24 protein-coding genes are annotated in these 26,593 nt (G+C 74.4%); 12 read left to right on the top strand and 12 right to left on the bottom strand.

The genetic code is table 11. The annotated features are described in order from the left end of the window. Positions 1-63 precede the first annotated feature (63 nt). Positions 64-885, top strand: a complete 822-nt coding sequence (locus tag DNK53_RS04275; RefSeq protein ID WP_162599771.1) for an endonuclease/exonuclease/phosphatase family protein — start codon at positions 64-66, stop codon at positions 883-885. A 6-nt stretch (positions 886-891) separates the two neighbouring features. Here the strand turns inward: DNK53_RS04275 and DNK53_RS04270 are convergent, their stop codons facing one another. The 3 genes from DNK53_RS04270 to DNK53_RS04260 are packed head-to-tail and all read right to left on the bottom strand — an operon-like array spanning position 892 to position 5,245. Further along, a complete protein-coding gene (locus DNK53_RS04270) occupies positions 892-2,466 on the bottom strand; it encodes a glycosyltransferase family 2 protein (RefSeq protein ID WP_110181003.1) in 1,575 nt (524 codons plus the stop codon). Continuing rightward, positions 2,466-4,283 (bottom strand): glycosyltransferase, encoded by a 1,818-nt coding sequence (locus DNK53_RS04265; protein ID WP_110181002.1) that lies wholly within the window; start codon positions 4,281-4,283, stop codon positions 2,466-2,468. Before DNK53_RS04265 ends, DNK53_RS04270 begins: the two co-directional genes overlap by 1 nt. Continuing rightward, positions 4,283-5,245, bottom strand: a complete 963-nt coding sequence (locus DNK53_RS04260; protein ID WP_110181001.1) for a glycosyltransferase family 2 protein — start codon at positions 5,243-5,245, stop codon at positions 4,283-4,285. Before DNK53_RS04260 ends, DNK53_RS04265 begins: the two co-directional genes overlap by 1 nt. Before the next feature lie 97 nt (positions 5,246-5,342). Between DNK53_RS04260 and DNK53_RS04255 the strand changes: the two genes are divergently transcribed. The 3 genes from DNK53_RS04255 to DNK53_RS04245 are packed head-to-tail and all read left to right on the top strand — an operon-like array spanning position 5,343 to position 7,269. Next, on the top strand, positions 5,343-5,951 hold the full coding sequence (locus tag DNK53_RS04255; protein WP_162599770.1) for a hypothetical protein: 609 nt from the start codon (positions 5,343-5,345) through the stop codon (positions 5,949-5,951). After that, positions 5,948-6,367, top strand: coding sequence for a hypothetical protein (locus DNK53_RS04250; protein WP_110180999.1), 420 nt, complete (start codon positions 5,948-5,950; stop codon positions 6,365-6,367). Before DNK53_RS04255 ends, DNK53_RS04250 begins: the two co-directional genes overlap by 4 nt. Next, positions 6,364-7,269: a hypothetical protein gene (locus DNK53_RS04245; protein ID WP_110180998.1), complete on the top strand. Its 906-nt coding sequence runs from the start codon at positions 6,364-6,366 to the stop codon at positions 7,267-7,269. Before DNK53_RS04250 ends, DNK53_RS04245 begins: the two co-directional genes overlap by 4 nt. A gap of 9 nt (positions 7,270-7,278) precedes the next feature. On the opposite strand, the gene DNK53_RS04240 is transcribed toward DNK53_RS04245, so the two are convergent. Both DNK53_RS04240 and DNK53_RS04235 read right to left on the bottom strand, forming a co-directional pair. Further along, positions 7,279-8,220 (bottom strand): hypothetical protein, encoded by a 942-nt coding sequence (locus tag DNK53_RS04240; RefSeq protein WP_110180997.1) that lies wholly within the window; start codon positions 8,218-8,220, stop codon positions 7,279-7,281. Then, entirely contained in the window at positions 8,217-9,323 is a 1,107-nt protein-coding gene (locus tag DNK53_RS04235) for a sulfotransferase family protein (RefSeq protein WP_110180996.1), read from the bottom strand. The genes DNK53_RS04240 and DNK53_RS04235 overlap by 4 nt, the downstream gene beginning before the upstream one ends. A 53-nt stretch (positions 9,324-9,376) precedes the next feature. On the opposite strand from DNK53_RS04235, the gene DNK53_RS04230 reads away from it, so the two are divergent. Beyond that, complete coding sequence (locus DNK53_RS04230) at positions 9,377-10,744, top strand: DUF2254 domain-containing protein (RefSeq protein WP_110180995.1); 1,368 nt, start codon at positions 9,377-9,379, stop codon at positions 10,742-10,744. Between the two features lie 25 nt (positions 10,745-10,769). Here the strand turns inward: DNK53_RS04230 and DNK53_RS04225 are convergent, their stop codons facing one another. Next, positions 10,770-12,137 (bottom strand): GH1 family beta-glucosidase, encoded by a 1,368-nt coding sequence (locus DNK53_RS04225; protein ID WP_204163732.1) that lies wholly within the window; start codon positions 12,135-12,137, stop codon positions 10,770-10,772. 17 nt (positions 12,138-12,154) lie between these two features. Between DNK53_RS04225 and DNK53_RS04220 the strand changes: the two genes are divergently transcribed. Next, positions 12,155-12,877: a pirin family protein gene (locus DNK53_RS04220; protein ID WP_110180994.1), complete on the top strand. Its 723-nt coding sequence runs from the start codon at positions 12,155-12,157 to the stop codon at positions 12,875-12,877. Here the strand turns inward: DNK53_RS04220 and DNK53_RS04215 are convergent. Both DNK53_RS04215 and DNK53_RS04210 read right to left on the bottom strand, forming a co-directional pair. After that, on the bottom strand, positions 12,837-13,820 hold the full coding sequence (locus tag DNK53_RS04215) for a diacylglycerol/lipid kinase family protein (protein WP_110180993.1): 984 nt from the start codon (positions 13,818-13,820) through the stop codon (positions 12,837-12,839). The two genes, DNK53_RS04220 and DNK53_RS04215, sit on opposite strands and share 41 nt — an antisense overlap. Next, entirely contained in the window at positions 13,817-15,451 is a 1,635-nt protein-coding gene (locus DNK53_RS04210; RefSeq protein WP_239456345.1) for an FAD-binding oxidoreductase, read from the bottom strand. The genes DNK53_RS04215 and DNK53_RS04210 overlap by 4 nt, the downstream gene beginning before the upstream one ends. Positions 15,452-15,468: 17 nt before the next feature. On the opposite strand from DNK53_RS04210, the gene DNK53_RS04205 reads away from it, so the two are divergent. Together DNK53_RS04205 and DNK53_RS04200 are read left to right on the top strand one after the other, a co-directional pair. Continuing rightward, complete coding sequence (locus DNK53_RS04205; protein ID WP_110180992.1) at positions 15,469-16,071, top strand: TetR/AcrR family transcriptional regulator; 603 nt, start codon at positions 15,469-15,471, stop codon at positions 16,069-16,071. Positions 16,072-16,075: 4 nt separating this feature from the next. Next, positions 16,076-17,674 carry a glycerol-3-phosphate dehydrogenase/oxidase gene (locus DNK53_RS04200; RefSeq protein WP_110180991.1) on the top strand — a complete coding sequence of 533 codons (1,599 nt, stop codon included), beginning with the start codon at positions 16,076-16,078 and terminating at the stop codon, positions 17,672-17,674. Here DNK53_RS04200 and DNK53_RS04195 read toward each other — a convergent pair. Further along, positions 17,653-19,122 (bottom strand): NAD-dependent succinate-semialdehyde dehydrogenase, encoded by a 1,470-nt coding sequence (locus DNK53_RS04195; protein ID WP_110180990.1) that lies wholly within the window; start codon positions 19,120-19,122, stop codon positions 17,653-17,655. The genes DNK53_RS04200 and DNK53_RS04195 overlap by 22 nt on opposite strands. A gap of 321 nt (positions 19,123-19,443) precedes the next feature. Here DNK53_RS04195 and DNK53_RS04190 point away from each other — a divergent pair, with 321 nt between their 5' ends. Beyond that, positions 19,444-20,379, top strand: coding sequence for a type IV toxin-antitoxin system AbiEi family antitoxin domain-containing protein (locus tag DNK53_RS04190; protein WP_110180989.1), 936 nt, complete (start codon positions 19,444-19,446; stop codon positions 20,377-20,379). Between the two features lie 67 nt (positions 20,380-20,446). On the opposite strand, the gene glmS is transcribed toward DNK53_RS04190, so the two are convergent. Both glmS and DNK53_RS04180 read right to left on the bottom strand, forming a co-directional pair. Then, entirely contained in the window at positions 20,447-22,252 is a 1,806-nt protein-coding gene (glmS, locus tag DNK53_RS04185; RefSeq protein ID WP_110180988.1) for a glutamine--fructose-6-phosphate transaminase (isomerizing), read from the bottom strand. A gap of 29 nt (positions 22,253-22,281) precedes the next feature. Next, positions 22,282-22,557, bottom strand: coding sequence for a hypothetical protein (locus DNK53_RS04180; RefSeq protein WP_110180987.1), 276 nt, complete (start codon positions 22,555-22,557; stop codon positions 22,282-22,284). A 196-nt stretch (positions 22,558-22,753) separates the two neighbouring features. Between DNK53_RS04180 and DNK53_RS17370 the strand changes: the two genes are divergently transcribed. Further along, positions 22,754-22,894, top strand: coding sequence for a hypothetical protein (locus DNK53_RS17370; protein WP_162599769.1), 141 nt, complete (start codon positions 22,754-22,756; stop codon positions 22,892-22,894). Between the two features lie 200 nt (positions 22,895-23,094). Beyond that, entirely contained in the window at positions 23,095-23,691 is a 597-nt protein-coding gene (locus DNK53_RS04175) for a YceI family protein (protein ID WP_110180986.1), read from the top strand. Between the two features lie 95 nt (positions 23,692-23,786). Here the strand turns inward: DNK53_RS04175 and DNK53_RS04170 are convergent, their stop codons facing one another. Further along, positions 23,787-25,544 (bottom strand): DEAD/DEAH box helicase, encoded by a 1,758-nt coding sequence (locus DNK53_RS04170; protein ID WP_110180985.1) that lies wholly within the window; start codon positions 25,542-25,544, stop codon positions 23,787-23,789. A 141-nt stretch (positions 25,545-25,685) separates the two neighbouring features. Between DNK53_RS04170 and DNK53_RS04165 the strand changes: the two genes are divergently transcribed. Next, positions 25,686-26,591 carry a GNAT family N-acetyltransferase gene (locus tag DNK53_RS04165; protein WP_110180984.1) on the top strand — a complete coding sequence of 302 codons (906 nt, stop codon included), beginning with the start codon at positions 25,686-25,688 and terminating at the stop codon, positions 26,589-26,591. Positions 26,592-26,593 lie beyond the last annotated feature (2 nt).

Raw genomic sequence — 26,593 nt, 5'->3', positions numbered from 1 at the left:
CCCACCAGCATGTCGTTGCCGCGCCCGCCGTACATGGAGTCGCGTCAGGGGGTACGTCGAGGCATGACCGTGGGTTCCACGCTCGCTCTGGCGACCGGCAACGCGGCCTCGGGCCGCGACGGCCGGCCCGGGGCGCCCAGCACCCCCGACCTGACCGACTGGGCCGCGGACGCGGCCACGCTGGCGGTCGACGTGGTGGCCGCGCAGGAGGTCGACCACCTGCTGCCGCGCTCGGGCGGTGTCGACCAGACGGCGCTCCTGCGGGAGGCGCTGAGCGGCGGCGGGGACGCCTGGCACTCCCGGTTCGCCGCCGCCGTCCACGGGACCCCCGGCGACATCACGACCATGCGCTCGGCGCCGGCGACCCGCCTCGCGGAGCCGTCGTACGGGGTCGCGCTGCTGAGCCGGCACCCGGTGACGGAGTGGCACGAGCTGCGGATGGCACCCTCCGCGGTGAAGGTGCCCGTGCCGCGGCCCTCGTGGACCGACGAGCCACTGGTCGTGGTGCCCGACGAGCAGCGCGTCGCGCTCGCTGCCCGCGTCGAGGCACCCGGTGGCGCGGTCACCGTGGTGACGACGCACCTCTCGTTCGTGCCGTGGCGCGCGGCCGGCCAGCTGCGCGAGCTCGTCGCCTGGGCCCGCGGCCTGCCCCGGCCGCTCGTGCTCGCCGGCGACCTCAACCTTCCGGCACCCGTCGTGGAGCGTCTGGTCCGCGGCGCCGGCCTGCGGCGGGTGCCGACCGGGCCGACGTACCCCGCCCGCCGCCCGGTCGGCCGGCTCGACCACGTGCTCGTCGACGGCCTCGTGCCGGTGGGCGAGGCGAGCCTGCACCGGCTCGCCGCGAGCGACCACCTCGCGGTGGTGGTCGCTCTCCGCCGCGGGTGAAACCACTCAGCGGCGCCACCAGGGCTTGCGCCCGGGGTCGGCTTCGGCGCCGGCCGGCGCCGGCTCCTCGCCCAGCAGGATCGCGCGCGACTCCTCGGGCTCCATCGCGGGCTTGGGCTTGAGCACGAACCGCGGCAGCTCGCGCTCCTCGGTCGGCACGAAGCCGACCTCGGCGGCGGCGTACGTGCCCGTCCCGAAGGCCTGCTCCATCAGCGCGTCGCGGTCGTCGCCGACCTGGGCGACCCGCTCGACCCGGGCCACGGCGGCGATCCGCTCGAGGCGGGCCTCGGCGCCCCCGGGGTAGACGACCGTGCGGCGGCCGTGGTGGGTCCGCTCGAGGTCGTCGAGCAGCCCCTGCAGGGCGTGCGGCAGCGGGGCGTGCGAGGTGTCGGGGAGGACGACGCGGAACTCCGCGTCGGTCGCGTCGGGGGTGCAGGGCGGCATCGCCTCGACCAGCCGCACCCGCGGCTCGCCGCGGTAGGAGCGGTGCACGATCCGCAGCTCCAGCGTCGGGTCCTCGACCGGCTGGGTGCGCTCCTCGTGGACCCGGCCCCACGGCCCGACGAGCAGCACCCGCAGGTCGCTGAACTCGGCGTCGAGCAGGGCGTCGACGCAGGCGACGACCTCGTCGGCGGCCTGCTCCACGGTCGGGTCGGTGAGCCGGTCGGCCACCGGCACCACGACCTCGACGTACGGCACCTCGTAGCTGCGCCCGTGCTTGCGCCGCTTGGGCCGCATCGCCGGCACGAGGTTGGCGAGGTAGGGGTCGTTGTAGCGGTTGACCTGGTCGGCCCGGCGCAGCACCTGGGAGCGGCCGAGGTGCCAGGAGCGGGCCTCGCGCTCGACGACGAAGACGCCGCCGACCTGGGCGAGCTCGTGGCCGAGCGCCATGTCCTCGCCCAGCCGCAGCATCGGGTCGAAGCCGCGGGAGGCGCGGTAGAGGTCGCGGGTCACCGAGCCGGTCATCCCGATGTGCACCCGCTGCGCGCGGGGTCCGGCCAGCGTCAGGTCGTCGGTGCGGCGCCAGTAGCCCTCCACCCACTTGTGCTCCTCGTGGGGCACGCCCGGGAAGAAGTCGCCGGCCTCGCCCGCCGCCACCCGGTCGCGGACCTCGGCGGGGTCGAGCGCCAGCACCCACTCGGGGTCGACGAACCGCTTGTCGCCGCCGGGGACGGCGTAGTCGACGAGGTGGTGCCAGCGCAGGTGCGCCTCCACCTCCTCGCGGTAGGGGAGCATGTCGGCGTCGTACCAGTGCAGGACGTCGCCGTCGCTGGCCTGCGCGCCCAGGTGGCAGGCGTTGGCACGGCCCCAGCCGGACTCCACCCGCAGCAGGCGGGTGTTCTCCGGCCGCACCTCGGGCAGCTCCATCGGCGGGGTCGACTGGTCGTCGACCACGACCACCTCGAGCAGGTGGGCCGGATAGCTCTGGCCGGCCAGGCCGGCCAGCACGTAGGGCAGCGTGCGGTGGTAGTTGTAGGCCGGCACGACCACCGAGACCGACAGGCGCGGCTCCCACTCCCCCAGCGCCGGGGGCTGCAGGGAGCGGTAGTCGTTGTGCCGGACGACGGGCTGCCGGGGCATCAGCCGGCTCCCCCGTCCCCCGGCCTGTCGCCCGGCCCGTCGCCCGCCTCGAGCTCGCTGCTGGGCCGGAAGCCGGGCCACTCGGTGTCGATGATCTCGGGACGGCGGAACTCGTCGGCGTCCCGCGTCCAGGTGTGGCCGTCGCCGGTGCGCCGCAGCACGTAGCCCAGCCCGTGGGTCCGGTAGATCCGGCCCCCTGCCGCCTCCACCCCGCTGAGCAGCTGGGTGTCGACGAACCGCCGCACCCGCCGGAAGCCGCCGAGGTCGTCGAGCAGGTCGCGGCCGAGGAGGGTGGTGCCGCCGGCGACGAACCGGTTGAAGAGCTCGGAGGGGTGGTTGCGTCGGACCGTGACGTCCTGCTCCTCCAGGTGGACGAACTCGCTCGGCATCCCGACCACGTCGGCGCCGGAGAAGCGGCGGGCCATCAGCAGGTCGTGGACGAAGTTGGGCGAGTACCAGTCGTCGTCGTCGACCTTGAGCAGCAGCTGGGTCGACGCCGCCGCGGCCGCGGCGTCGAGCACGTCGCCGAAGAACGTCTCCTCGCCGAGGGGCCGCACGGTCACGGGTACCTCGTCGCCCAGCGCCGCGCGCACCTCGCCCTCGTCGGGGGTGAAGCCGTGGGTGGCCAGCACCAGCTCGACCTCGGCACCGCGCTGCCGGCGGACCTGGTCGAGGGCGAAGGCGAGCTGCTGGGGGCGGCGGGTGGCGAGCAGGACGCTGACCGGGGGCAGCGCCCGACCCACCGGGTCGAGCCCGGCGGCTGCCCTCAGGCCGGCCCGCCAGACGAGGGTGGAGTGGGCGTCGAAGGCGGCGCGGCGGACCCGCAGGGCGTGCTCCTCGCGGGCGAGCGGGTCGTCGAGGTCGCCGGCGCCGTCGAGGGTGGCCCGGAGCACCGGGGCGAGCTGGGGGGCGTCGTGCGGCTGCTGGCCGGTGGCGACCAGCGGGACGCCGGCCATCGCCAGCCGCAGCACCTGCGCGGCGTCGTCGCGGGCCAGGTCGACCCTGACCCCCTGGTGGGCGCGCGCAGCTGCCACGACGGCCTCGGTGACGCCGGCGGGACCGGGGGCCAGGTCGAAGAGGTCGACAGGCGGCTTCTCCCAGGTCTTGCGCCAGCCGATCGGGTTGAAGACCAGCTCGTCGACCGGGTCCAGGGCCCGCGCGCGGACCACGGCGGGCGCCCGGTCGACGACGTGGTGCGACTCGGGGGCCGCGCCCGCCTCGCCCTCGGCCAGGACGACGTCGGGCGGCACGTCCCGGGACGGGTCGCCGGCGTCGGCCGCGTCGGCGAGGTGGAGCGCCCGCGGGTCGAGCCCCGCCGCGGGCGGGCGGCCGGCGTACGCGAGCACGAGACCGTGGTGGGCGGTGTCGGCGGCGGGCACGGCCTGGCGGGCCATCTCGGCGAGCACGAGGTGGGCGCCGACCGGCTCGGCGAACCGGGCGACGGTGAGGAAGCCCGCGGGGTCCTGCTCGCCCTTGGGCCCGTGCAGCGGCCGCGCGTGCAGGCTGGTCATCAGGGGCCACTCGCCGCGCGGGTGCAGCAGCAGCGGGGCGCAGGCCTCGGTGAGCCACACCCCGACGGTGCGGCACTGGCCCAGCCGCGGCACCAGCGAGGCGGCCCGCCGCAGCGCGGCCCGGTCGGAGACGACCAGCAGCACCGTCTTCCAGCCGCGCTTGACCGGCTTGCCCGGCTCGACCTGCGAGAGCGCGAGCAGCGACCCCTCGAACCCGGTCGGCAGCGCCGCCACCACGGGGTCGTCGCCCGCCACCACCAGCACGGGGGCCGGGGAGTTGGCGAAGAAGGAGTCGAGGGAGTGCATCAGCGGGGGGTCCTCTCGCGCGGCGACCGCTCCCGGAGGGAGCTGGGGAGGCTGTGCCTGACCAGGGGCCGGGGCGCCTGGCGCAGCCAAGTCTGGGTCACGTGGTCGATGACGTGCACGCCGGGCGGCGCCACCACCTTCGTCAGCCCGCCCAGCTCCTCGGCGCGACCCTCCCGGATCGCCCGGTCGACCTCGAACTCGCGCAGCTTGCGGTAGAGCCGGGTGTGGGTGAAGTCGACGCCCTCGGTGCGCCAGTGGGCGTACTCGTCGGCGTCCAGCCACTTCACCTCGACGACCAGGCCCTGCGGCAGCACGACGCGCTCGACGTCGTCGGGGAACTCGCGCAGCTCCCAGTCGAAGGCCTTGACGAAGGTGAACTCCGGGCCCATCGGGTAGACCCACGGCTCGAGGAAGCGCAGGCTCAGGTCGAGCCAGCCGGTCGAGTCGTCGACCACGGTGAGCGGGTGGCGCGGCATCGCGACGATCGCCTTCGTCGCCTCGAGCTGCCAGGAGAGGTCGGCGAGGATCCGCGACCCCTCGGGCGTCAGCACCATGTCGCCGTCCCACTTCATCGAGTAGGCGGTGCGGACGTGGCTGAACGACCAGTTGTAGAAGTGTGTCAGCGAGTGCACCGAGGTGGCGGGCGTGGCGAGGTGCTCGCCGCCGGCGCGCGCCACCCGGTGCGGGTAGTCGAGCACCGTGAGCCGGTCGGCCGCGCCCTGCTCGGCCGCGACCCTGCGGGCGACGTCGGCGGTGCCGTCATCGGAGCCGTTGTCGACCAGCAGCACGTGCTGCACCGCGGCCAGGATCGGCGGCAGCACCCAGGGCAGGTTGCGCGCCTCGTTGCGCACCCGGAAGACGCAGGTCAGCCCGGGCTCGAGCGGCACGCCGGCGGACCAGGGCCAGGTCACGTCGAAGTCGGCCATCCCCTCGAGGCACGGGACGTCGGCGCGCGCTGGCATGCGGTGCACCCTATAACCGTGTGAAGGATTGGGATCGCGCTGACTGGGGAAGGGTCACTGCGGCACGACGACAGAGCGAGCAGAAGAGAGGGACACCATGCCGGCAGTAGGCATGCACGCACGGATGGACGCGCTGCGACATCTGCGGGGCGACTCGTGGTTCGCCAGCACCGTGGACGTCGAGGGAGCGGACGACGAGACCGGACTGACGCTGACCGTCGACGCGACCGGCTGGGTCGTCGACGTTCAGGTCCCCGAGGGAGGCCTGGGCGTGAGCGACGCCCAGGGCCTGGAGCTGGCCGTGCGCCGGGCGCTCGACGCCGCCGCCGCCATGCACCTGCTGGAGAACTCCCGGCTCCGGACCCTGTCGGCGATGGGCCGGCAGCGGGCCGCTGATCTCCTGGCAGGCCGGACCACGCTGACCCCGCCGCGGGTCGAGCCGAGCCCGCCCGTGGAGATCCCCACCCATCCCGTCGCGCCGTCCGGCTACGCGACCGACGAGCGCTGGGGCCGCCGCTGGACCGGGGTCTCCCGCGAGAACGAGGTTCGGGTCACGATGTCCCTCCTCCGGGGCCTCGAGGAGCTGGCGGTCGACCACGCCTTCCTCGCCTCGGCCGACACCACCCTCCTGCGGCACGCCCTGCGCGAGGCCTTCGCCGACGCCGCGCGCCGCTCCGACACCGACCAGGAGGTCACCTTCCGATGACGCAGGACCAGGGGAGCTACTACGGGCCCTTCCTCCCACCGCAGAAGCCCGAGGTCGGCGCGCCCGGCGGGCACGGCCAGGCGCACGCCCCCAGAGGCGGGTACGCCGTCGAGGCGCAGGACCTGGTCAACGCGGCCGGCGCCTGGGACGACGTCTCCAAGGCCCTGAGCAAGGCGTGGAACCTGACTCAGGAGGGCTGGGGCTACCCCGGCCTCTTCGGGATGCACGACACGCTGTTCACGGCCGGCCGCCTGCACATGCTGGCCAACCGGATCGTGGTCAACGCCTGCGGCGACGGGGCGGCCATCACCGGCCTGCTCGCCGACGGGCTCGTCGAGACGGCCAACGACTACTCCGGGACCGACACCTCGCAGGGGACCCCGTTCCGGACGCTGGAGCGGAGGGCGGGCGAGTGACCGACGCGAGCAAGGACCCCGAGGTCTTCCTCACCCAGATCGACGACGCCATCGACGCCGTCGAGGAGGCGATCAACAAGTTCCTGGAAGAGTCGACCAACGCCTTCAACATCGCCATCGCCTCGCTCTCCGCGGCGCCGAGCGGCGTCTGGGGCGGCATCAAGGGCGCGGCGAAGGGCCTGGTCACCGGAGGCGTTCCCGGCGCGATCGCCGGCGGCACGGCCGGGGCCGCCGAGGCCTACGTCGAGGAGCTGATCGGGCGGCTCAACGAGGGCGCCGAGCAGATCAACGTCGAGTGGCGCACCGCCTCCTCGACGATCCGCCAGTCGATCGGGAGCATGACCGGCGACCCGCTCAAGATGGCGTCGATCTCCAGCCACTACCGCGAGGCGATCGACGTGCTGGGCCAGGTGAAGAGCGAGGTGGAGTCGGCCAACTCCTACGTCGCGGCGAGCTGGACCGGCCGGGCCCACATCGCCTACGGCAACACCTCCACCAACCAGCTGGCGGCGCTCGCGGGGGTGATCGCGACCCTGGACGACTCCGCCCAGCTGCTCGACGACCACGCGACCCAGATGGTGCAGTTCTGGACCCAGCAGCTGCAGAACCTGGTCGACCTCGCCGCCGACATCACCAAGGAGGCGGCCGAGATCGGCGACATCGGCAACTGGGCCACCGCCGGCGCGGGGGTGATCGTCTCGCTGATCGCCACGGCCGCGAGCGGGGCGTCGACGATCCTCACCGACACCGCCAGCTACTGGGCCGACGTCAACATCAGCAAGGCCGGAGACTGGGACGGCATCCAGTCGATGCTGGGCGACCGGGGCCTCGAGAACGACCAGTGGCCCGACTTCACCAGCCTCGACAGCAACCAGATCAACCAGCCCTGGCAGACGGCCTGACCCGCCCGCTCAGGGGTGGGTCAGCACCACCTCACCGGTGACGGGGTCCACCCCGTCACCGGTGGCCTCCACGGCCAGGGTCGACCCGCCCGGGGCGGTGGCCGGCAGGACCACCAGCCGGTTCCAGCGGCCGTCCCCGGCCCCGAGGTCGCTCACGGACAGGGGCTCCACGCCGTCGAGCGTGGTCGTCACCTCGACCTCGCCGCGAGCCCCAGGCACGCGGCCCTCGACCCGGACCACCGGCCAGAGGGTGCCGGGCTCCGCCCACCCCTCGCCGGAGACCCACGGCAGCCACGCGGCGTCGACCCGGCAGAAGACCTCGGCCCCGCAGTCGAGCGAGCCGGAGAACGCCGGCGCCTCCTCGTAGAGCGGGGCCGCCTCGTCGGGCACGTCCCGCTGCTCGGCACCGGGACCGACCGTCTGGGTCACCCCGTCGAAGGTCGCCTCAAGGGCCAGGTCGTCGGCGTCCTCGACCGCGACCACCGCCATCCCGGTCACCGCCCGCTCGCCGTCGGCGGCGTCCTCGGGCGAGATCGTCGTGCGCTGGTCGCCGCTGACCAGGACCAGCTCGTGGGGGGCGGTGCCGGCGAGGACCTCGGCGGCGACCCCGTCGACCTGGGTCTGCGTGGTGTCGACGTCCCAGGCGAGCGCGACCAGCTCGGCGCCGTCGGCGGCGGTCAGCGACGCCCCGTCGTCGGCGGTCACGGTGGCGAGCAGGTCTGCGTCGGTGGACCACCCGAGGCCGAGCGTCCCGGTGGGCAGCGCCATCGTCAGCGCGGGGTCGTCCCCGAGCCCGGCCACCCGGGTGTCATCGAGGACCCGGACCGCGTCTCCCGGCTCGAGCTCGCGGTCGGCCCCGGCGGCGGGGTCGCCCCCGCCGCAGGCGGCCAGCGGCAGGAGCAGGGCGGCGACGGCGAGCAAGCGGGGCGCCCGGGCGAGCGGGCGGCTCACTGCTCGCGCCCCGCGCTCTTGCCCTGGAGCGCCTTGCGCAGCGACCGCCTCGCCGTCGGCGGGACCAGCGCGCGCACCCGGTGCGGCACCCGCGAGAGCCGCTCGCCCCGCGCCCCGACCGCCGCGCGGGCCTCCTCGCGCTCCTGGTCGCGACCCTGGCGCACGCCCTCCCGGCGGGCGGCCAGGACGCTGGAGGCGGCGAACGCCTCGGCGTCGTCGTACATCCGGGTGTAGGCGGTGCGGAGCTCGTCGCAGGTCCGGTGCGCCTCGGGGGTGTCGCCGCCGGGGTCGGCGAGCCCCTCGAGCACCCGCCAGGTCTCGTCGGCCAGCTCGCGCAGCGACGCGGGCACAGGCACGTCGTCCCAGGTGAGGGTGACCCGGCGCAGCGACGGGTCGATGAACCGGTGGACCGCGGCGATGTCGGCCGCCATCGCGGTCTTGACCGCCTGCAGGTCGAAGGCCTCGCCGAGGGCGAAGACGGGGACCGTCCAGTCGGCCAGCATGTCGGCGTACCGGACGAATGCCCGCTGCTCCCCGCGGGTGGCCCGCTCGGTGCCGAGCATCATGTTGACCCAGGCCGCGGTGCGGGTGACGCCGCCCTGACGGGCGTCGTAGTACTTCTGCTTGGAGCCCACGACCTCGGTCACCGGCCGCAGCATCGTCACGTAGGACGTGGTGGCGTCGTGGCGCTGCGCCGCGCCCCGCCACAGGCCGAGGAACCAGGCCGCGCGCGGGTCCTTGAGCACCAGCTCGTCGGACCCGTCGAGCTGTTCGCCCAGCCACGCGGCCACCCGCTCGCGGACCGCGTGGTCGGCGCCGACCGTGCCGGCGTCGAGCCAGGCGCGCGGCCGGGCGTCGGAGACCTGGACGCCGGAGCGGCGCAGCAGCTCGTCGTGGGTGTCGACCAGCCACTGCGGCTCGCCGAACCCCTTCGGGTTGGTGCTGTCGGCGGCCACCTCCGGCTGCGGGACGTGCAGCCCGAGGGTGCGCAGCGTCCCGGCCATCGTGCTGGTGCCGCTGCGTCCGGAGCCGACGACGTAGACGACGCGGCGGGGGCTGCTGGCCTGTGTCGGCTCGGCGGGCTCGTTCGGCTCGGCACTCATGCGGGCCAGCGTAGTGGCCGCTCCCGGTCGGGGCGGTGTGGCACCGTGTGTCCATGCGCCGTCCCCGCCTGCCCGGTGCGGGCCCCCGCCTCGCCCAGCGACAGGCGCGCCCGATGTGGGTCTGGCCCGTGGTCTCGGGCCTGGCGGCCTTCGTGGCCGGGACCGTCCTGGTGGAGGTGGACCTCGCCCCCGACGGCTTCGCCGGCCGCCTGACCCGTGACGTCGACATCGACGCCGCGTCCTCCCTGCTCCAGGTGGTCGCCGGCTCGGCGATCACGGTGACCACCCTGACCTTCTCCCTCACCGTGGTGGCGCTCCAGCTGGCCTCGCAGCAGTTCTCCCCGCGCCTGCTGCGGGAGTTCACCCGCGACCCCTTCACCCGGGCGGTCCTGGCCGTGCTGGTCGGCACCTTCGTGCTCGCGCTCACGGTGCTGCGCAACCTCCGGCTCGGGGACGAGGCCCCGGCGCTGGCGGTGCTGGCCGCGTTCTTCATGGGGCTGGTCTCGCTGGGCACCGTGCTCGGCTTCATCACCCACATCGCCCGCGCGCTGCGGGTCGACGCGGTGATGAGCGGGGTGCACGGCGAGACGTCCTCGGCCGTCCGGCTGGTCCACCCCGCCCCGGAGGACGCCGGGCCGCCGCCGCCCCCGGCGCCCGGCACCGACGGCCTGCTGGTCACCTCCCGGGACGGCGGGTTCGTCCGCTACGTCGACCACGCCCGGCTGGTCGCCCTCGCCCGACGCCACGACCTCGTCTGCCACCTCACGGTCGTGCCGGGCGACCTGGTCGTGGCGGGCAACCCGCTGGCCCGGCTGTGGGCCCGCGGCTCCGCGACGGCGCCGGTGCTCGACGAGGAGACCGCCGAGGAGCTGGCCCGAGCCGTCCGGGGGGCGGTGCCGCTCGGCTTCGAGCGCACCATGGAGCACGACGCGGCGTTCGGGTTCCGCCAGCTCGGTGACATCGCGGGACGGGCCCTCTCCCCGGGCATCAACGACCCGGTCACGGCGGTGCACGCCCTCGGCCACCTGAGCGACCTGACCGTCGTCCTGCTCGGTCGGCACCTCGGAGCCCGCGCCCGGACCGACGACGACGAGGTGGTGCGCCTGGTCCTGCCCGGTCGGGACCTGCGCTACTACCTCGACCTGGTGTGCGGGCCGCTGCGCCGGTACGCCGCCGCGGAGCCGACCGTCCTGGTCGCCCTGCTCCGGCTGCTGCGCGACGCGGCGACGGCCGCCTCGACCCGGGCCCATCGCAGCGAGGTCCTCCGGCAGGCGGACCTCGTCGTGGCCGGCACCTCCGAGGACCTGCTCCCGGCCGACCGCGCGGGGGTGCTCGACCTGCGGGCGCGCGTCGGGCTCGCGCTGGACGGCGACGTCGTGGCGGCCTACGACGACCGGGCGGGCGAGACCAGGTCGGCCTGACCCGCCGTCCCGCGGGCCGGTGGCCTCAGCGGTCGACGGGCTGCGAGGCCACCATGTCGGCGTACCAGCGGAAGGAGCGCTTCGGCGTCCGCACACCGGTCGTGTGGTCGACGTGCACCAGGCCGAAGCGGTGCTCGAGCCCCTTGGCCCACTCGAAGCAGTCCATCAGCGACCACGCGTAGAAGGCGCGGACGTCGACGCCGCGGTTGACGGCCTCGGAGACGGCGCGCAGGTGGGCGTCGTAGAAGTCGATCCGCGCCTGGTCGTCGACCACCCCGTCCGCGTCGGGCTCCGCGTCGTAGGCGGCCCCGCACTCGGTGATGAAGATCGGCGGCAGGGCCGCCCGGTACCGGGCGCGGAAGACGATCAGCCACTCCCGCAGCGCCTCGGGCACGACCGGCGAGCCGGCGTCGGTCAGCGGGTGGCCGACCACGTCGACGATCTCGATCGGGTTCTCCTGCTCCTCGGGCGCCGCGGCGACCCGGAGCGGGTAGTAGTAGTTGACGCCGTAGAAGTCGAGCGGCTGCCGGATCAGCGCCATGTCGCCGGGCTCGACGACTTCCTCCATCATCGGCGCGAGGTCGATCGGGTAGCGGCCGAGCAGCATCGGCTCGAGGAAGAGCCCGTTCCACATCTGGTCGAAGACCTTGCTCATCCCGGTGTCGGCGACGTCCTCGCTGGCCGGCCAGATCGGGGAGTGGTTGTTGGCGCAGCCGACGCTCCGCGCGCCCGCCGCGCGCAGGGCCGCGGCCGCCTTGCCGTGGCCGAGCAGCAGGTGGTGGGCGACGGGGAGCGCGTCGAAGAGCAGCGTCTTGCCCGGCGCGTGCCGGCCGTCGGCGTAGCCGAGCATCGTGACGACGTTGGGGTCGTTGACCGGGACCCAGTGCGCCACCCGGTCGGCCAGCCGCTCGCCGACCACGGCGGCGTACTCGGCGAACCGGTCGGCGGTCGCCCGGTTGAGCCAGCCGCCGTCGTCCTCGAGACCCTGCGGGAGGTCGTAGTGGTAGAGCGTTGCCATCGGCGCGAGGCCGTGCTCGAGCAGGGTGTCGACCAGCTTGTCGTAGAAGTCCAGCCCGGCGTCGTTGACGCGGCCCGACCCGGTCGGCAGCACCCGCGGCCAGGAGATCGAGAACCGGTAGCCGGGCGCACCCAGCTCGGCGAGCAGGGCGGCGTCCTCGGCGACCCGGTGGTAGTGGTCGGCCGCGACCTCCGCGGTGCTGCCGTCGGCGACGTGGCCCGGCTCGCGGGTCCAGGTGTCCCAGACGCTGGGGCCGCGCCCGTCCTCGGCGGTCGCGCCCTCGTGCTGGTAGGCGGCGGTGGCGGTCCCGAAGTGGAACCCGGCGGGCAGCAGGGGGTACTCCCCCGACCCCCGGTGTTGGCTGGGACTGGTCACCCAGCGACGATATCCGGATGCAGATGAGCGTGTACGCCGGATCCGAAAGGTTTGCCTCCCGGCTGCCGGACCGCGTCACCCACCACTCGTTCTCGTTCGGCGAGTTCTACGACCCCGAGAACGTCTCCTTCGGCCCGCTGGTCGCCCACGACGACCACCACCTCTCGTGGGGCGCCGGCTTCGAGGAGCACCGGCACGCCGACGTCGAGCTGGTCACCTGGGTGCTGCACGGGACGCTGGTCCACACCGACTCGCTGGGCCACGCCTCCACCCTCCCGGCCGGCACGGTGCAGGTGCAGTCCGCCGGCACCGGGATCACCCACGCCGAGCACGCCGACACCTCGGCCGAGCCCACCCGCTTCGTCCAGTCGTGGCTGCGCCCCGACGAGCCGGGCGAGCCGCCGGCCCGGTTCACCGCGGCGGGCCTCGCCGGCCCCGGGCTGGTCGCCGTCGCCGGCGAGGGCGGTCAGCTGCCGGTCGGCACGAGGGGCGCGACCCTGTGGATCGGCACCCTGGAGGCCGGCTCCGAGCACCCCCTGCCGGTCAGCCCGCGGCACCACCTCTTCGTCGCCACCGGCTCGGTGCGGCTGCGGCTGCCCTCCCTCGGGGGCGGCCACGGCGAGCCGGCGCTGCTCGAGGCCGGCGACGCCGTCCGGCTCTGGGACGCCGAGGGCGAGGAAGGCCTCGCGGTGGCCGCCGTCACCGCGGCCGAGGTGCTCCTCTGGACCCTTCCGGCCTGAGAGACCCTTCCGGCCTGAGCAGCTGCAGCGCGCCCGGGCGCACCTCGACCGCGAGCCGGTCGTGGTCGGCGTCCAGGGCGCCGAGCGGCTCGCCGTCGCCGCCCACCGGGACGCCGGGGCCGCCGGCGCGCGCCTGGGTCACGACCTCGACCCGCACCCCGCGCAGCACGGTGACCTCGGGCAGCGCGACGTGGCCCCCGTCGTACACCTTCGGCAGCGAGCGGATCAGCCCCCACCGCCCGGCCGCCTCGATCACGACGACGTCGAGCAGGCCGTCGTCGACGACCGCGTCGGGCGAGATCAGCATCCCGCTGCCGTAGTAGCCGGAGTTGGCGACCACCACGGTGGCGGCCCGGAACTCGTGGCGCTCCCCGTCGACCCGGACGACGTGGTGGGCGGGGGTGTAGGTGGCGAGCGCGCGGACCGCGGCGAGGGGGTACTGCAGCCGGGCGGGCACGCGGCGCATCGCGGCGACCAGCTCGGCGGCCCGGCCGTCGACCCCGGCGTAGACGGAGCCGGCCACGACGTGCCGACCCTCGGGGCCGCAGACCTCCAGCAGGTCGACCGGGCGCGCAGGCGCCCGCAGCAGCACGTCGGCGACCCCCTCGGGATCGGTGGGCAGCCCCACCATCCGGGCGAAGTCGTTGCCGCGGCCCACCGGGACGATGCCGAGCGTGCCCCCGCGGTCGGCGACCGGCCCCACCACGCAGTGAAGCATCCCGTCACCGCCGACCGGCACGACGACGTCGCCGCGCTCGACGGCGGCGGCCACCAGGGCGTCGACGCTCGCCGAGCCCGGCGACTGCGTGACCTCGACCCGCGCGCCGGCCTCCCGGAGCAGCGCGGCCACCGGCAGGGTGGCGGCCGGGGCGGCGCCCCCACCCGCCGCGGGGTTGACCAGGAAGGTGTAGCCGCGGGTCCCCGGCTCGCCGACGCCGGTCACGGGACCAGCACGCCCGGGTTGAGGATGCCGGCCGGGTCGAGCGCGGCCTTGACCGCCCGCAGCGCGGCCACCCCGACGGAGCCGATCTCCTGCTCCAGCCACGGCTTGTGGTCGCGGCCCACGGCGTGGTGGTGGGTGACGGTGCCGCCGGCGGCCACGATCGCCGAGGTGGCGCGCTGCTTGGCGACGTGCCACTGGGTCAGCGGATCGGGCCCCTGGCGGCAGGCCACGGTGAAGTAGAGCGACGCCCCGGTCTCGTAGACGTGGGAGACGTGGCAGAGCACCAGGGTGCCCTCGCCGAGCGCCTCGGTCAGCGCCTCGCGCACCACCTCGTGGAGCCGCGGCACCCCGGACCAGAAGGTCGCGGTCTCGAGCGTCTCCACCAGGACGCCGGCGTCGAGGAGGGAGTCGCGCAGGTACGGCGCGTCGAAGCGGCCGTGCGCCCACCTCTCGCCCGGCGCCGGGCCGGCCGGGGCACCGCCGAGCTCCTCGGCGAGCCGGTGGAGCATCGTCGTCACCGCAGCGCCGCGGGCCTCCACGGCCTCGGTGCTGCCCTCGTGGCCGACGACCATGAGGCAGGGACCGCCGTCGCCATCGCTGGCCGCCCCCACCGCCGCGGGGTCGGCGAGATTGAGGCCGGTCTCGGCCTCGTCGGAGAGGCGGAGCACGGTGGGGGCCAGCCCGGCCTGGACGAGGCGGCGGACCGCCTCGGTGCCGGCGGTGAACGACGACCAGCGCCAGCCCTCGTAGACCCTCGCCTCGGGCCGCCGGCGGACGCGCACGGTGACCGACGTGATCACGCCCAGGGTCCCCTCGGAGCCGAGGACGAGCTGGCGCAGGTCGGGGCCGGCGGCGCTGGCCGGGGCGACGCCGAGGGTCAGCGGGCCGGTCGGGGTGACGGCGGTGAGGCCGACGACGAGGGAGTCGAACCGGCCGTAGCCGGCCGAGGCCTGCCCCGAGGAGCGGGTCGCGGCGAAGCCGCCGATCGTGGCGTGCTCGAAGCTCTGCGGGAAGTGGCCGAGGGTGAGGCCGTGCGCGCCGAGCAGCGCCTCGGCCTCGGGGCCGCGGAGCCCCGGCTCGAGGGTGGCGGTCATCGAGACGGGGTCGACGGCGAGCAGCCGCCGCATCCGGCCCAGGTCCAAGGAGACCGCGGCGACCAGGTGGGTGCCGGGTCCGCCGGGGGCGAGGTCGGCGACGAGGCCGCCGGTCACGCTGGTGCCGCCGCCGAAGGGGACGACGGCGACCCGGTGCTCGGTCGCCCAGGCGAGGACGGTCGCCACCTCGTCGGCGTCGGCCGGGCGGACGACGGCGTCGGGCGCCTCCTCGAACCACCCCATCCGCGCCTTGAGCAGGTCGGGGGTCGACTTGCCCCGGGTCCGGAGCCGGCGGGTGGTCGCGTCGGTGAGCACGTGCTCGGCGCCGAGCATCGTCCGGACGGCGTCGAGGGCCTCGTCATCCAGGCGCACCGGTGGGAGGATGACGGCCTCGGCCGTCGGGTCCGCCGAGGCGCGGTCCTGGTGGCCGAAGGCGAGGTCCACCAGCCCCTGTGCGGAGTCGGGGAGGGCGGCGGCCCGCGCGGGGTCCCCCCACCGGGTCGGGTGCATCTCGCGGGACGGGTCGACCGGGGTCATGTGTTACAGTGTGACACATGACGTCACTCCGTCACAACGCTCTGGCAGTCGAGCTCGCCCGGGCCGCGGGGCTGGACCCCCGCCTCGACCCCTATCTCGACGCGGCGCGCGCCTGCATCCTCGACGTCGGGTGGCGTCGTACGACGCTCACCGAGGTGGCCCGCCGGGCCGGGGTCAGCCGGATGACGATCTATCGCGCCTGGCCCGACATGCGCGCCCTCATGGCCGACCTGATGACCCGGGAGTGGGGCACCGTGGTGGCCGCCGGGGTCCGGACCGGGACCATCGCCGACGGCGTCGTCGCCGTCGTCCGACACCTGCGCGACAACGAGCTCTTCACCCGGATCGTCGAGCTCGACCCCGAGCTCCTCCTCCCCTACCTGCTCGACCGCCGCGGCCGCAGCCAGCAGGCGATCCTCGAGTCGCTGACCCACCGGATCGCGGAGCAGCAGAAGCTCGGCGAGGTGCGGACGGGCGACCCCGGCGCCATCGCCCGCACGATGCTGCTCATGGGCCACGGCTTCGTGCTCAGCCTGCACACGATGGTCGAGGACGACCTCTCCGAGGAGGCCCTCCTCGACGAGCTGCACACCATGGTCACCCGGCACCTGGCCCCGTGACACCGTGACCGACCGCACGGGCCGCCTCGGCCACGGCACCGCCGGCCTCGCCGACGAGGTCGACGTGCTCGTCGTCGGGCTGGGCATCACCGGGGCCGGCTGCGCCCTCGACGCGGCGAGCCGCGGGCTGCGGGTGCTGGCCGTCGACGCCCACGACGTCGCCTTCGGCACGTCCCGCTGGTCCTCCAAGCTCGTGCACGGCGGGCTGCGCTACCTCGCCCGCGGCCAGGTCGGGGTCGCCCACGAGAGCGCGGTCGAGCGCGGCATCCTCATGGAGACCACGGCTCCCCACCTCACCCACCCGCTGCCCATGCTCATCCCGCTCACCACGACGACCCCGCGGCTGCAGGAGCAGGTCAACCGCTGGGGGCTGGCCGCCGGCGACCTGCTGCGCCGCGGCGCCCGCACGGCCCGCGAGACCCTGCCGGCGCCCCGCCGACTGACCGCCACCGAGACCCGCGCGCTGGTGCCGTGCCTACGCACCGACGACCTGCGCGGTGGGCTGCTCTCCTGGGACGGCCAGCTCGAGGACGACGCGCGACTGGTGCTCGCCGTCGCGCGCACGGCCGCCCAGCAGGGGGCGCAGGTGCGGAGCCGGGTCCGCGCCGTCTCGGTCGGGGGAGGCCGCGCCGAGCTGCTCGACACGCTCACCGGCGAGACCCGCGTCGTCCGGGCCGGGGCGGTGGTCAACGCAACCGGGGTGTGGGCGCCCGCGCTGGCCCCCGACGTCCGACTGCGGCCCAGCCGCGGCAGCCACCTGGTCCTGCGCGCCTCGACCCTGCCCGGCCTCTCGACCGCCGTGACCGTCCCGGTGCCGGGCAGCATGAGCCGCTTCGCGCTGTTGCTGCCCCAGCCCGACGGCACGGTCTACGTCGGCCTCACCGACGAGCCGGTCGAAGGTCCGCCCTCTGACGTGCCCGAGCCGACCGAGGCCGAGGTCGGCTTCCTGCTCGACGTCGTCTCCGCCGCCTTCGCCACCCCGCTGCGCCGCGAGGACGTGGTCGGTGCCTTCGCGGGGCTGCGCCCCCTGCTCGAGTCCACCGAACCCGTCACCGGTGCCCACTCCACCGCCGACCTCTCCCGCCGGCACGCCGTCCTGGTCGGGCGCGACGACCACGCCACGGTGGTCACGGTGGTCGGCGGCAAGCTGACCACCTACCGCCGGATGGCCGAGGACGCGGTGGACGCCGCCGTCCGGGCCGGCGGACTGGTCGCCGGGCCGTGCCGCACCCGGACCCTGCCGCTCACCGGCGCGGCTCCCCGCGCCGAGCTGGCCGCGCTCCGCGAGCACCCGCGGCTGGTCCGCCGCTACGGCACCGACGCCGCGCTCGTGCTGGCGACGGCCCGGGAGGTGACCGGGCTCGGCGACGACGAGCTGCTGGCGCCGGCGTCGCCCGAGGTGCCGGTCACCCTGGCCGAGCTCGTCTTCGGGGTGACCCACGAGGGCGCGGCCGACGTCGACGACCTGCTGGACCGGCGTACCCGGGTGGGCCTGGTCACGGCCGACCGGCAGGTCGCCCGGCCGCTCGCCGAGCGGGCGCTGGCGCTGGCGGCGTCCCGGCGGAGTGGTCGGAGCGGGGATCAGAGCGGAATGGCCACGTAGGTGGTGTCGAGGTACTCCTCGATCCCCTCGAAGCCGCCCTCCCGGCCGAAGCCGCTCGCCTTGACCCCGCCGAAGGGGGCGGCCGCGTTGGAGACGATGCCGGTGTTGAGCCCGACCATGCCGAACTCCAGCGCCTCGCTCACCCGCAGCGAGCGGGCGAGGTCGCGGGTCCAGACGTAGGCGACCAGGCCGTACTCGCTGGAGTTGGCGGCCCGCACCGCCTCCTCCTCCTCGGTGAAGCGCGTGATCGGGGCGACCGGGCCGAAGATCTCCTCGCGGGTGATCTCGGCGCCGTCGGGGACGTCGAGCAGCACGGTCGGCGGGTAGAACCAGCCCGCGCCCTCGGGCGGCGTGCCGCCGGTGAGCACCTTCGCGCCGCCGTGGACGGCGTCGGTGACGAGCTGGGAGACCGAGCTGACGGCGTCCTCGTCGATGAGGGGCCCGACGTCGACGCCCTCGTCCTGGCCGCGGCCGACCGTGAGCGACCCCATCCGCTCCGCGAGGCGGGCGGCGAACTCGTCGGCCACGTCGGCGTGGACCAGGAAGCGGTTGGCGGCCGTGCACGCCTCGCCCATGTTGCGCATCTTGGCGACCATCGCGCCGTCGACGGCGGCGTCGAGGTCGGCGTCGGCGAAGACCACGAACGGCGCGTTGCCGCCGAGCTCCATCGAGACCCGCTGCAGGTGCTCGGCCGACTGCTTGACCAGGCCGCGGCCGACCGGCGTGGAGCCGGTGAAGCTGACCTTGCGCAGCCGCTCGTCGCCCATCAGCGCCTCGCCGACCTCGCGGGAGGAGGTGGTGGTGACGACGTTGACCACGCCGGGCGGGACGCCCACCTCCTGCAGCACCTGCGCGAGCAGCAGCATGGTGAGCGGGGTCTGGCTGGCCGGCTTGACGACCACCGTGCAGCCGGCGGCCAGCGCGGGGCCGATCTTGCGGGTGCCCATCGCGAGCGGGAAGTTCCACGGGGTGATGAAGAAGCAGGGGCCGACCGGCTTCTTCATGGTGAGCATCCGGCTGCCGCCGGCGGGGTTCTCCATCCAGCGGCCGTGGACCCGGACGGCCTCCTCGGAGAACCAGCGCAGGAACTCGTTGCCGTAGACCACCTCGCCCCTCGCCTCGGCCAGCGGCTTGCCCATCTCCAGGCTGATCACCCGGGCGAACTCGTCGGCGCGGGCGTTGACCGCCTCGTACGCCGCCCGGAGCAGCTCGCCGCGCTTGCGCGGGGCCGTGGCGGCCCACTCGGCCTGGGCGGCCGCGGCGGCGTCCAGTGCCTCGAGCGCCTCTCCGGTGCCGGCGTCGGCCACCCGGGCCAGCACCGAGCCGTCGGCCGGGTCGAGCACCTCGAACGTGGCGCCGTCCTCGGCGTCGCGCCACTCGCCACCGACCAGCAGACGCGTCTCCACGCCCGCGAGGTCCTGGTGGGCTGCGCTCTCCTGCTGGGTCATCTGGCCTCCTGGTCCGGACACGACGGTAAAACCTTGAGTACCCCTGAGGGCGACGACGAACTCCCCGGTAGGGTCCTCCCAGACCCCGTGCCGACCCCATGCGGCACGGGGTCTTCTCACACCCTAGGCCGGGCAGTGCGCCCCGGTCGTCGGGCGCAGCGCACAGTCCGACGTGGCCGGGCCCGCCCGCTTCGGTGGTCTGCGGTGGATCGCAGTCACCTGGTGACCTGGATCCTCCACAGATCCCCTGCTGCGGGGCGTCATCCACAGGTCTGCCCGGGGACGGGCGCCGGGGGGCGCCCGGCGCGCCACGCTGGCCAGGTGGACGAGAACCTGGCGCGGCTCCTGGCTCAGCAGTCCGGCGTCGTCTCCCGCCGACAGGCACTGGAGGCCGGGCTGGGGGACCACGACCTGCGACGCATGCTGCGCCGCCGCGAGCTCAGCCGGATCCACCCCGGAGTGCTCGTCGACCACACCGGGGAGCCGACGTGGCGGCAGCGCGCCTGGGCCGGCGTGCTCCATGCCTGGCCGGCGGCACTGTGCGACTCCTCCGCCCTGCTCGCCTCGGAGAACGCCGGCGGCCCGGCCGGAAGCGTCATCCACGTGGCGGTGGACCGGGAGCGACGAGTCGTCGCCCCCGCCGGGACCCGGCTGCACCGCGTGACGGGGCTGCACGAGATGACCCTGTGGAACGCGTCTCCCCCGCGCCTCCGAACCGAGCCGGCGGTGCTGCGGACCGCTGCCCGGGCACGGGACGACTTCGAGGCCGTGCAGGTGCTGGCGAACGCCGTCCAGTCGCGACGGACGACCGCTGCGCGACTCCTCCACGTGCTCGGGACGATGGAGCGCCTGCCGCGGCGCGACTTCCTCGCCCGAGTGCTCGCGGACGTCGCAGCCGGCGCCTGCTCCGTGCTGGAGCACGTCTACCTCGCGCGGGTCGAGCGGGCCCACGGGCTCCTCCGGGGCGAACGCCAGGTGCACGGGTCGAGCCGGGGACCGGTGCTCCGTGACGTGTTGTACCGGCGCTACCGGCAGGTCGTCGAGATCGACGGACGGCTCTTCCACGACACCGCGGCGGCACGCCATGCCGACCTGGACCGGGACCTCGACGCAGCACTCGACGGGCTCCACACCGTCCGGCTCGGGTGGGGACAAGTGGTCGGCACGCCCTGCCGGACCGCAGACCGGGTCGGCACCCTCCTGCAACGGCGCGGCTGGGACGGGCACGTGCGTCGATGTCCGTCCTGTCCCTCGTGAGGGGTCTGCGGTGGATCGCAGTCACCTGGTGACCGGGATCCACCGCAAACCTCCGTGGACAGCGCGACTACTCCACCGTGACCGACTTGGCGAGGTTGCGGGGCTTGTCGACGTCGAGGCCGAGGTGGGTGGCGGCGTGGTAGGCCAGCAGCTGGAGCGGGACCGTGAGGAGCAGGGGGTCGAGCTCGACCTCGCTGCGGGGGACGTCGACCCGGGTCACGTCCAGGTCGCCGAGGTCCACGCCCTCGTGGGTGACCACGACCAGCGGGCCGCCGCGGGCCGCGACCTCGTGCAGCGCCGCGACGTTGCGCCCGACCAGCTCGTCGTCGGGGACGATCGCCACGGTCGGCACGTCGGGGCTGATCAGCGCCAGCGGGCCGTGCTTCAGCTCCGAGGTCTGGTAGGCCTCGGCGTGCCGGTAGGTGATCTCCTTGAACTTCTGGGCCCCCTCGCGGGCCACCGGGAAGCCGCGGACCCGGCCGATGAAGAAGAGCGAGTCGGCCACGGCCAGCTCCTTGGCCACCTCGACCAGCTGCGGCTCCAGCGCCAGCACCTCGGCGACCTGCTCGGGCAGCCGCTCGAGGGCCTGCACCAGCCGCCGGCCGTCGGCCACCGAGAGGTCCCGGACCCGGCCCAGCTGGAGCGAGAGCAGCGCGAAGCCGAGGAACATGTGGGAGAGCGCCTTGGTGCTGGCCACCGCCACCTCGGGGCCGGCGTGCAGGTAGATCCCGCCGTCGACCTCACGGGCGATCGCGCTGCCGACCACGTTGACCAGGCCGATCACCCGACCGCCCTTGCGCCGGATCTCCTGGACGGCGAGCAGGGTGTCGATGGTCTCGCCCGACTGGCTCACCGCGACGTAGAGGGTGTCGGGCTCGATGATCGGGTTGCGGTACCTGAACTCGCTGGCCGGCTCGGCGTCGGCGGGGATCCGGGCCAGCTCCTCGACCAGCCCGGCCCCCATCTGCCCCACGTAGTAGGCGGAGCCGCAGCCGAGCACCTTGACCCGGCGCACCCCCCGCAGCTCGCGGGGGTCGAGGTGCAGCCCGCCCAGGTGGGTGGTGCCGAACCGCTCGTCGAGCCGGCCCTGCAGCATCCGAGCCGTGGTCTCGGGCTGCTCGAGCATCTCCTTGTGCATGAAGGAGTCGTGCTCCCCGGCGTCGTACGCCGCGGGGTCGACGTCGACCTCCGAGGCGACCTTGCCGGTGGTCGTGGTGAAGCCGCCGGCGCTCACCGACGCGAGCTCGCCGTCGTCGAGGACGACGACCGAGGTGGTGTGCCGCACGATCGCGGCCAGGTCGGAGGCGACGTACATCTCGCCGTCGCCCACCCCGAGGATCAGGGGGCTGCCGTGCCGGGCGACGACGATCTCGCCCGGGTGGTCGGCGTGCACGACGGCGAGGCCCCAGGTGCCGGTGACCTGGGCGAGCGCCTCGACGACCTTCTCCTGCAGCGTCGGTGCCGTGGAGCGCGCGACCAGGTGGGCGAGCACCTCCGTGTCGGTGTCGCTGGCCAGCTCCACCCCTTCGGCCACGAGCCGGCGGCGCACGTCGTGGGCGTTGTCGAGGATGCCGTTGTGGACGACGGCCACGCGCTGCTCCGCGTCGGTGTGGGGGTGGGCGTTGGCGTCGGTCGGCGGGCCGTGCGTGGCCCAGCGCGTGTGGCCCAGCCCGGTGTGGCCCGAGAACCGCTTGGGCAGCGCGTCGGCCAGCGGACGGACCCGGCCCGCCGCCTTGGCGACCCGCAGCGAGCCCTTGCTGCCCGCGACCGCCAGGCCTGCCGAGTCGTAGCCGCGGTGCTCGAGCCGGGCGAGGCCCTCGACGAGGATCGGGGCGGCCTGCTGGGGGCCGACGTAGCCGACGATTCCGCACATGGGGTGCTCCTTCTTGGGGTGGGGCCGCCTCAGCCGTAGACGAGGCGGCGCAGCTGTCGCTCGGTGAGCCGGGGAGCGGCCACCACGCGGGTGGCCAGCTCGGCGGCGAGGAGCGGGAAGATCTCGGCGTTCCTGGCGCCGTAGGTCTTCAGGTGGGCGTGCCGGCGCCGGACGTACTCCTCCACCGGTTCGGCGTGGAAGGCGAGGACGTCGCCGACCACGCGCCGCGCCTCCGCCGGCGAGAGTCCGGTGGTCGCCACGAGGTGACGCACGAGGTCGTCGTCGGGGTGGTTCGGGTGCGGCACTCCACGAGTGTGGGGACATGGGCTCGCGTCGCGCAACGATCTGCCCGGAATCGGGCAGGTTCTTTGGTTATGGGGTCATGGTTGGGTGCGAGTCGGGTCGCCGAGTGGTGGAGACACGCGATCTTCCACGCTCGGCGTGGTGCACAAGTGGGGGACTGCTACCCTAGGTGAACGGAAGGTGAACAAGAGGTGTCCCATGGCTGACCGCAAGATGACTGAAGACCGCTCGACCCTGCGCATGAGCTGGGTCCCCGTCCGCGACGCGCAGGGCCGCGTGCGGATGCAGGCGCGCTGGGCCGCCACACCGGTGGTGCCGCGGGCGCGCCAGGCCGCCTGAGGCGGCCGGCTCCCACACCAACGCAACGGCGGTGGATCCCCACGCGGGGTCCACCGCCGTTCGTCGTTCTCCGCTGATGTGAGGCACGTCACAGGGGTTGCCGGAATGGACCCGGGTGCCGTACGGTTTGGATAGTTGAACAATCAACCAAAGCCGCAGAGGTCCACCTCCGGCGGCACCCAAGCCTCAGGGAGACCCAGATGAACTTCTTCAGCCGCAAGTCCGACAAGACCGAGACCTTCGACGCCCCGACCACCGTCCTCGACGACGTGACCGGCGACTACACCATCGACGCCAGCCACACTCGCCTCGGCTTCTCGGCCCGCCACGCGATGGTCACCACCGTCCGCGGCCAGTTCAAGGAGTTCGAGGGCACCGCCCACGTCGACACCGCCAACCCGGCCGCCTCGTCGGTCAAGGTCGTCATCAAGACCGCCAGCATCGACACCGGCTCCGCCGACCGCGACGGTCACCTGCAGTCGGCCGACTTCTTCGACGCCGCCAACAACCCGGAGATCACCTTCGTCTCCACCGACGTCAAGCGCGACGGCTCCGACTGGACCGTCACCGGCGACCTGACCATCAAGGACGTGACCAAGCCCGTCACGATCGAGTTCGAGGAGACCGGCTCGGCGCAGGACCCCTTCGGCAACACCCGGATCGGCTTCGAGGGTGGCACCACCATCAACCGCAAGGACTGGGGCCTCACCTGGAACGCCGCGCTCGAGACCGGCGGCGTCCTCGTCTCCGAGAAGATCAAGCTCGACTTCGACATCTCGGCGATCAAGAACGCCTGACCCCCGGGGCGCGACCGCGCCTCCACCGACTCACCGGCCCGTCTGTTCCCCCGCAGGCGGGCCGGTGTTCATTTCACCCGCACCGGGCCGAGGCGTCAGCCCTTGTGACGGGGCTTGCGCTTGTCGTAGCCGCCGCCGTCGCGGGGGCCGGAGGAACGGCGCGGGCCGGTGTCCTTCGCCAGCTCGATCAGCTTGCCGGAGATCCGGGTCTCCTTCAGCGCCTCCCACGTGCCCGAGGGCAGGGTGGCGGGGAGCTCGACGAGGGAGAAGTCGGGGCGGATGTCGATCTTGCCGAAGTCGCCCCGGCCCAGGCCGCCCTCGTTGGCGAGCGCGCCGACGATCTGGCGCGGCTCGACCTTGTGCCGCTTGCCGACCGCGATCTTGTACGTCGCGAGGTCGTCGCGGGAGGGACGGCGCGGCCCCTTGGGCCCCCGGTCGTCCCGGTCCCCCCGGCCCCGGCCGTCGGAGCCGTCGCGCTCGCGCGGGGTGTGCAGCACCTCGGCCTCGGGCTCGAGCAGCAGCGGGGTCTCGCCGTACATGACGGCAGCCAGCGCGGCGGCCACGTCGACCTCGGGGACGTCGTACTCGGTGACGTAGTGGGCCACCACGTCGCGGAAGAACTCGATCCGGTCGGTGTCGGACAGCGCGGCGGTGATCTGGTCGTCGAAGCGGCTCAGGCGGGTGCTGTTGACGTCCTCGACCGTGGGCAGCTGCATCTGGGTCAGCGGCTGGCGGGTCGCCTTCTCGATCGCCCGCAGCAGGTGACGCTCGCGCGGGGTGACGAAGGCGATCGAGTCGCCCTTGCGGCCGGCCCGGCCGGTGCGGCCGATCCGGTGCACGTAGGACTCGGTGTCGGTGGGGATGTCGAAGTTGACGACGTGGCTGATCCGCTCGACGTCGAGGCCGCGGGCGGCGACGTCGGTGGCGACGAGGATGTCGAGCTTGGCGTCGCGCAGCTGGTTGATCGTCCGCTCGCGCACGGGCTGGGAGACGTCGCCGTTGATCGCCTGGGCCGAGAAGCCGCGGGCGCGGAGCTTCTCGGCGAGCACCTCGGTGACCTGCTTGGTGCGGACGAAGACGATCATCCCCTCGAAGTTCTCGACCTCGAGGATGCGGGTCAGCGCGTCGACCTTCTGCGGGTAGCTGACCATCAGGTAGCGCTGGGTGATGTTGGCCGAGGTGGTGGTCTTGTTCTTGACCGTCACCTCGACCGGGTCGTCGAGGTGCTTCTTGGAGATCCGCCGGATCTGCGCGGGCATCGTCGCGGAGAAGAGCGCGACCTGCTTGGTGGCGGGGGTGTCGGCGAGGATCGTCTCGACGTCCTCGGCGAAGCCCATCTTGAGCATCTCGTCGGCCTCGTCGAGGACCAGGAAGCGCAGCTCGGAGAGGTCGAGCGTGCCCTTCTCCAGGTGGTCCATGATCCGGCCCGGGGTGCCGACGACGACGTGGACGCCGCGACGCAGGGCGGAGAGCTGGACGCCGTACCCCTGGCCGCCGTAGACCGGCAGCACGCGGATCTTCTTCTGGTGGGCGGCGTACCGCTCGAACGCCTCCGAGACCTGGAGCGCGAGCTCGCGGGTCGGCGCGAGCACCAGCGCCTGCGGCGTCTTCTGCGCGGGGTCGAGGTTGGAGAGGATCGGCAGCGCGAAGGCGGCCGTCTTGCCGGTGCCGGTCTGGGCCAGGCCGACGACGTCGCGGCCCTCCAGCAGCGGCGGGATCGTGGCAGCCTGGATCGGCGAGGGGCGCTCGTAGCCGACCTCGGCGAGCGTCTTCAGGACGGACGGGTCAAGCCCCAGCTCCGCGAACGTGGGTACTTCCGGGGTCGCCTCTTGTGCCGGCGCGTCGTCACTCATGGTTTCCACGGTAGTCGCAGGCGGGGACACGCGGAGATTCCGCGGGTGCGCGACCTCGGTCACCCGGCGCCGCGCGCAGCGGGCGCGGGCGTGGCGGAAACCCCGGGGACAACGACCCTCGACGGATGCCATCCTGCCCCCATGGACCTGACCGGCCTGCCCGAGGGGCTCACCGCCCGACCGCTCACCACCGCCGACGCCAGCGCCGTCCACGAGGCGATCGCCGCCCAGGAGCTGGTCGACCTCGGCTCCGTGGAGATCGAGGAGGCCGACATCGTCTCCGACTGGGCGAAGCCCAGCCACGACGTCCCCTCCTCGTCCGTGGGCGTCTTCGACGGCGACCTGCTCGTCGGCTACGCCGAGGTGATGGGCGCCGACCGCGGCGACGCGGCCGTCCGCCCCAGCCACCGCGGACGCGGGATCGGCACCTGGCTCGCCCACCGGATGCAGGAGATCGCGCGGGCCCGGGGCTCGCGGGTGGTGGGGATGCCGGTGCCCGTCGGCTCGCCCGGCGACCGGCTCCTGGAGCAGCTCGGCTACCGCGTCCGCTGGCACTCCTGGGTGCTGGAGCTGCCGCCCGGGGCCGAGGTCGCCCCGCGGCCGCTGCCCGACGGCTACGCGCTGTCGGTGGCCACGCCGGAGCAGCACCGCGAGGTGTGGACGGTCGTGGAGGACGCGTTCCTCGAGTGGTCCGAGCGGGACCGGGAGAGCTGGGAGGACTTCCACGCCTCCGTGGTCGGCCGCCCCGGCTTCGAGCCCTGGCACGTCCGGGTCGTCACCGGCCCCGACGGTGCGGTGGTGGGGACGGCGGTGCTCTCCATGTACGAGCAGGCCGTCTTCATCAGCCGCCTCGCCGTCGCCCGCGCCGAGCGAGGCCGCGGCCTGGCCCAGGCGCTGCTGGTCGATGCCTTCGGCGCGGGCCGCGCGCACGGCGCCACGAAGTCGGAGCTCTCCACCGACTCCCGGACCGGGGCGTTGAGCCTCTACGAGAAGGTCGGCATGGTCGTCCGAGACTCGTGGGTGAACCGCTGCATCGACCTCGACTGAGC

This window comes from Nocardioides solisilvae (assembly GCF_003194625.1).
GTDB classification, from domain to species: Bacteria; Actinomycetota; Actinomycetes; order Propionibacteriales; family Nocardioidaceae; genus Nocardioides; species Nocardioides solisilvae.
This window is presented reverse-complemented; position numbering and strand designations above follow the sequence as displayed.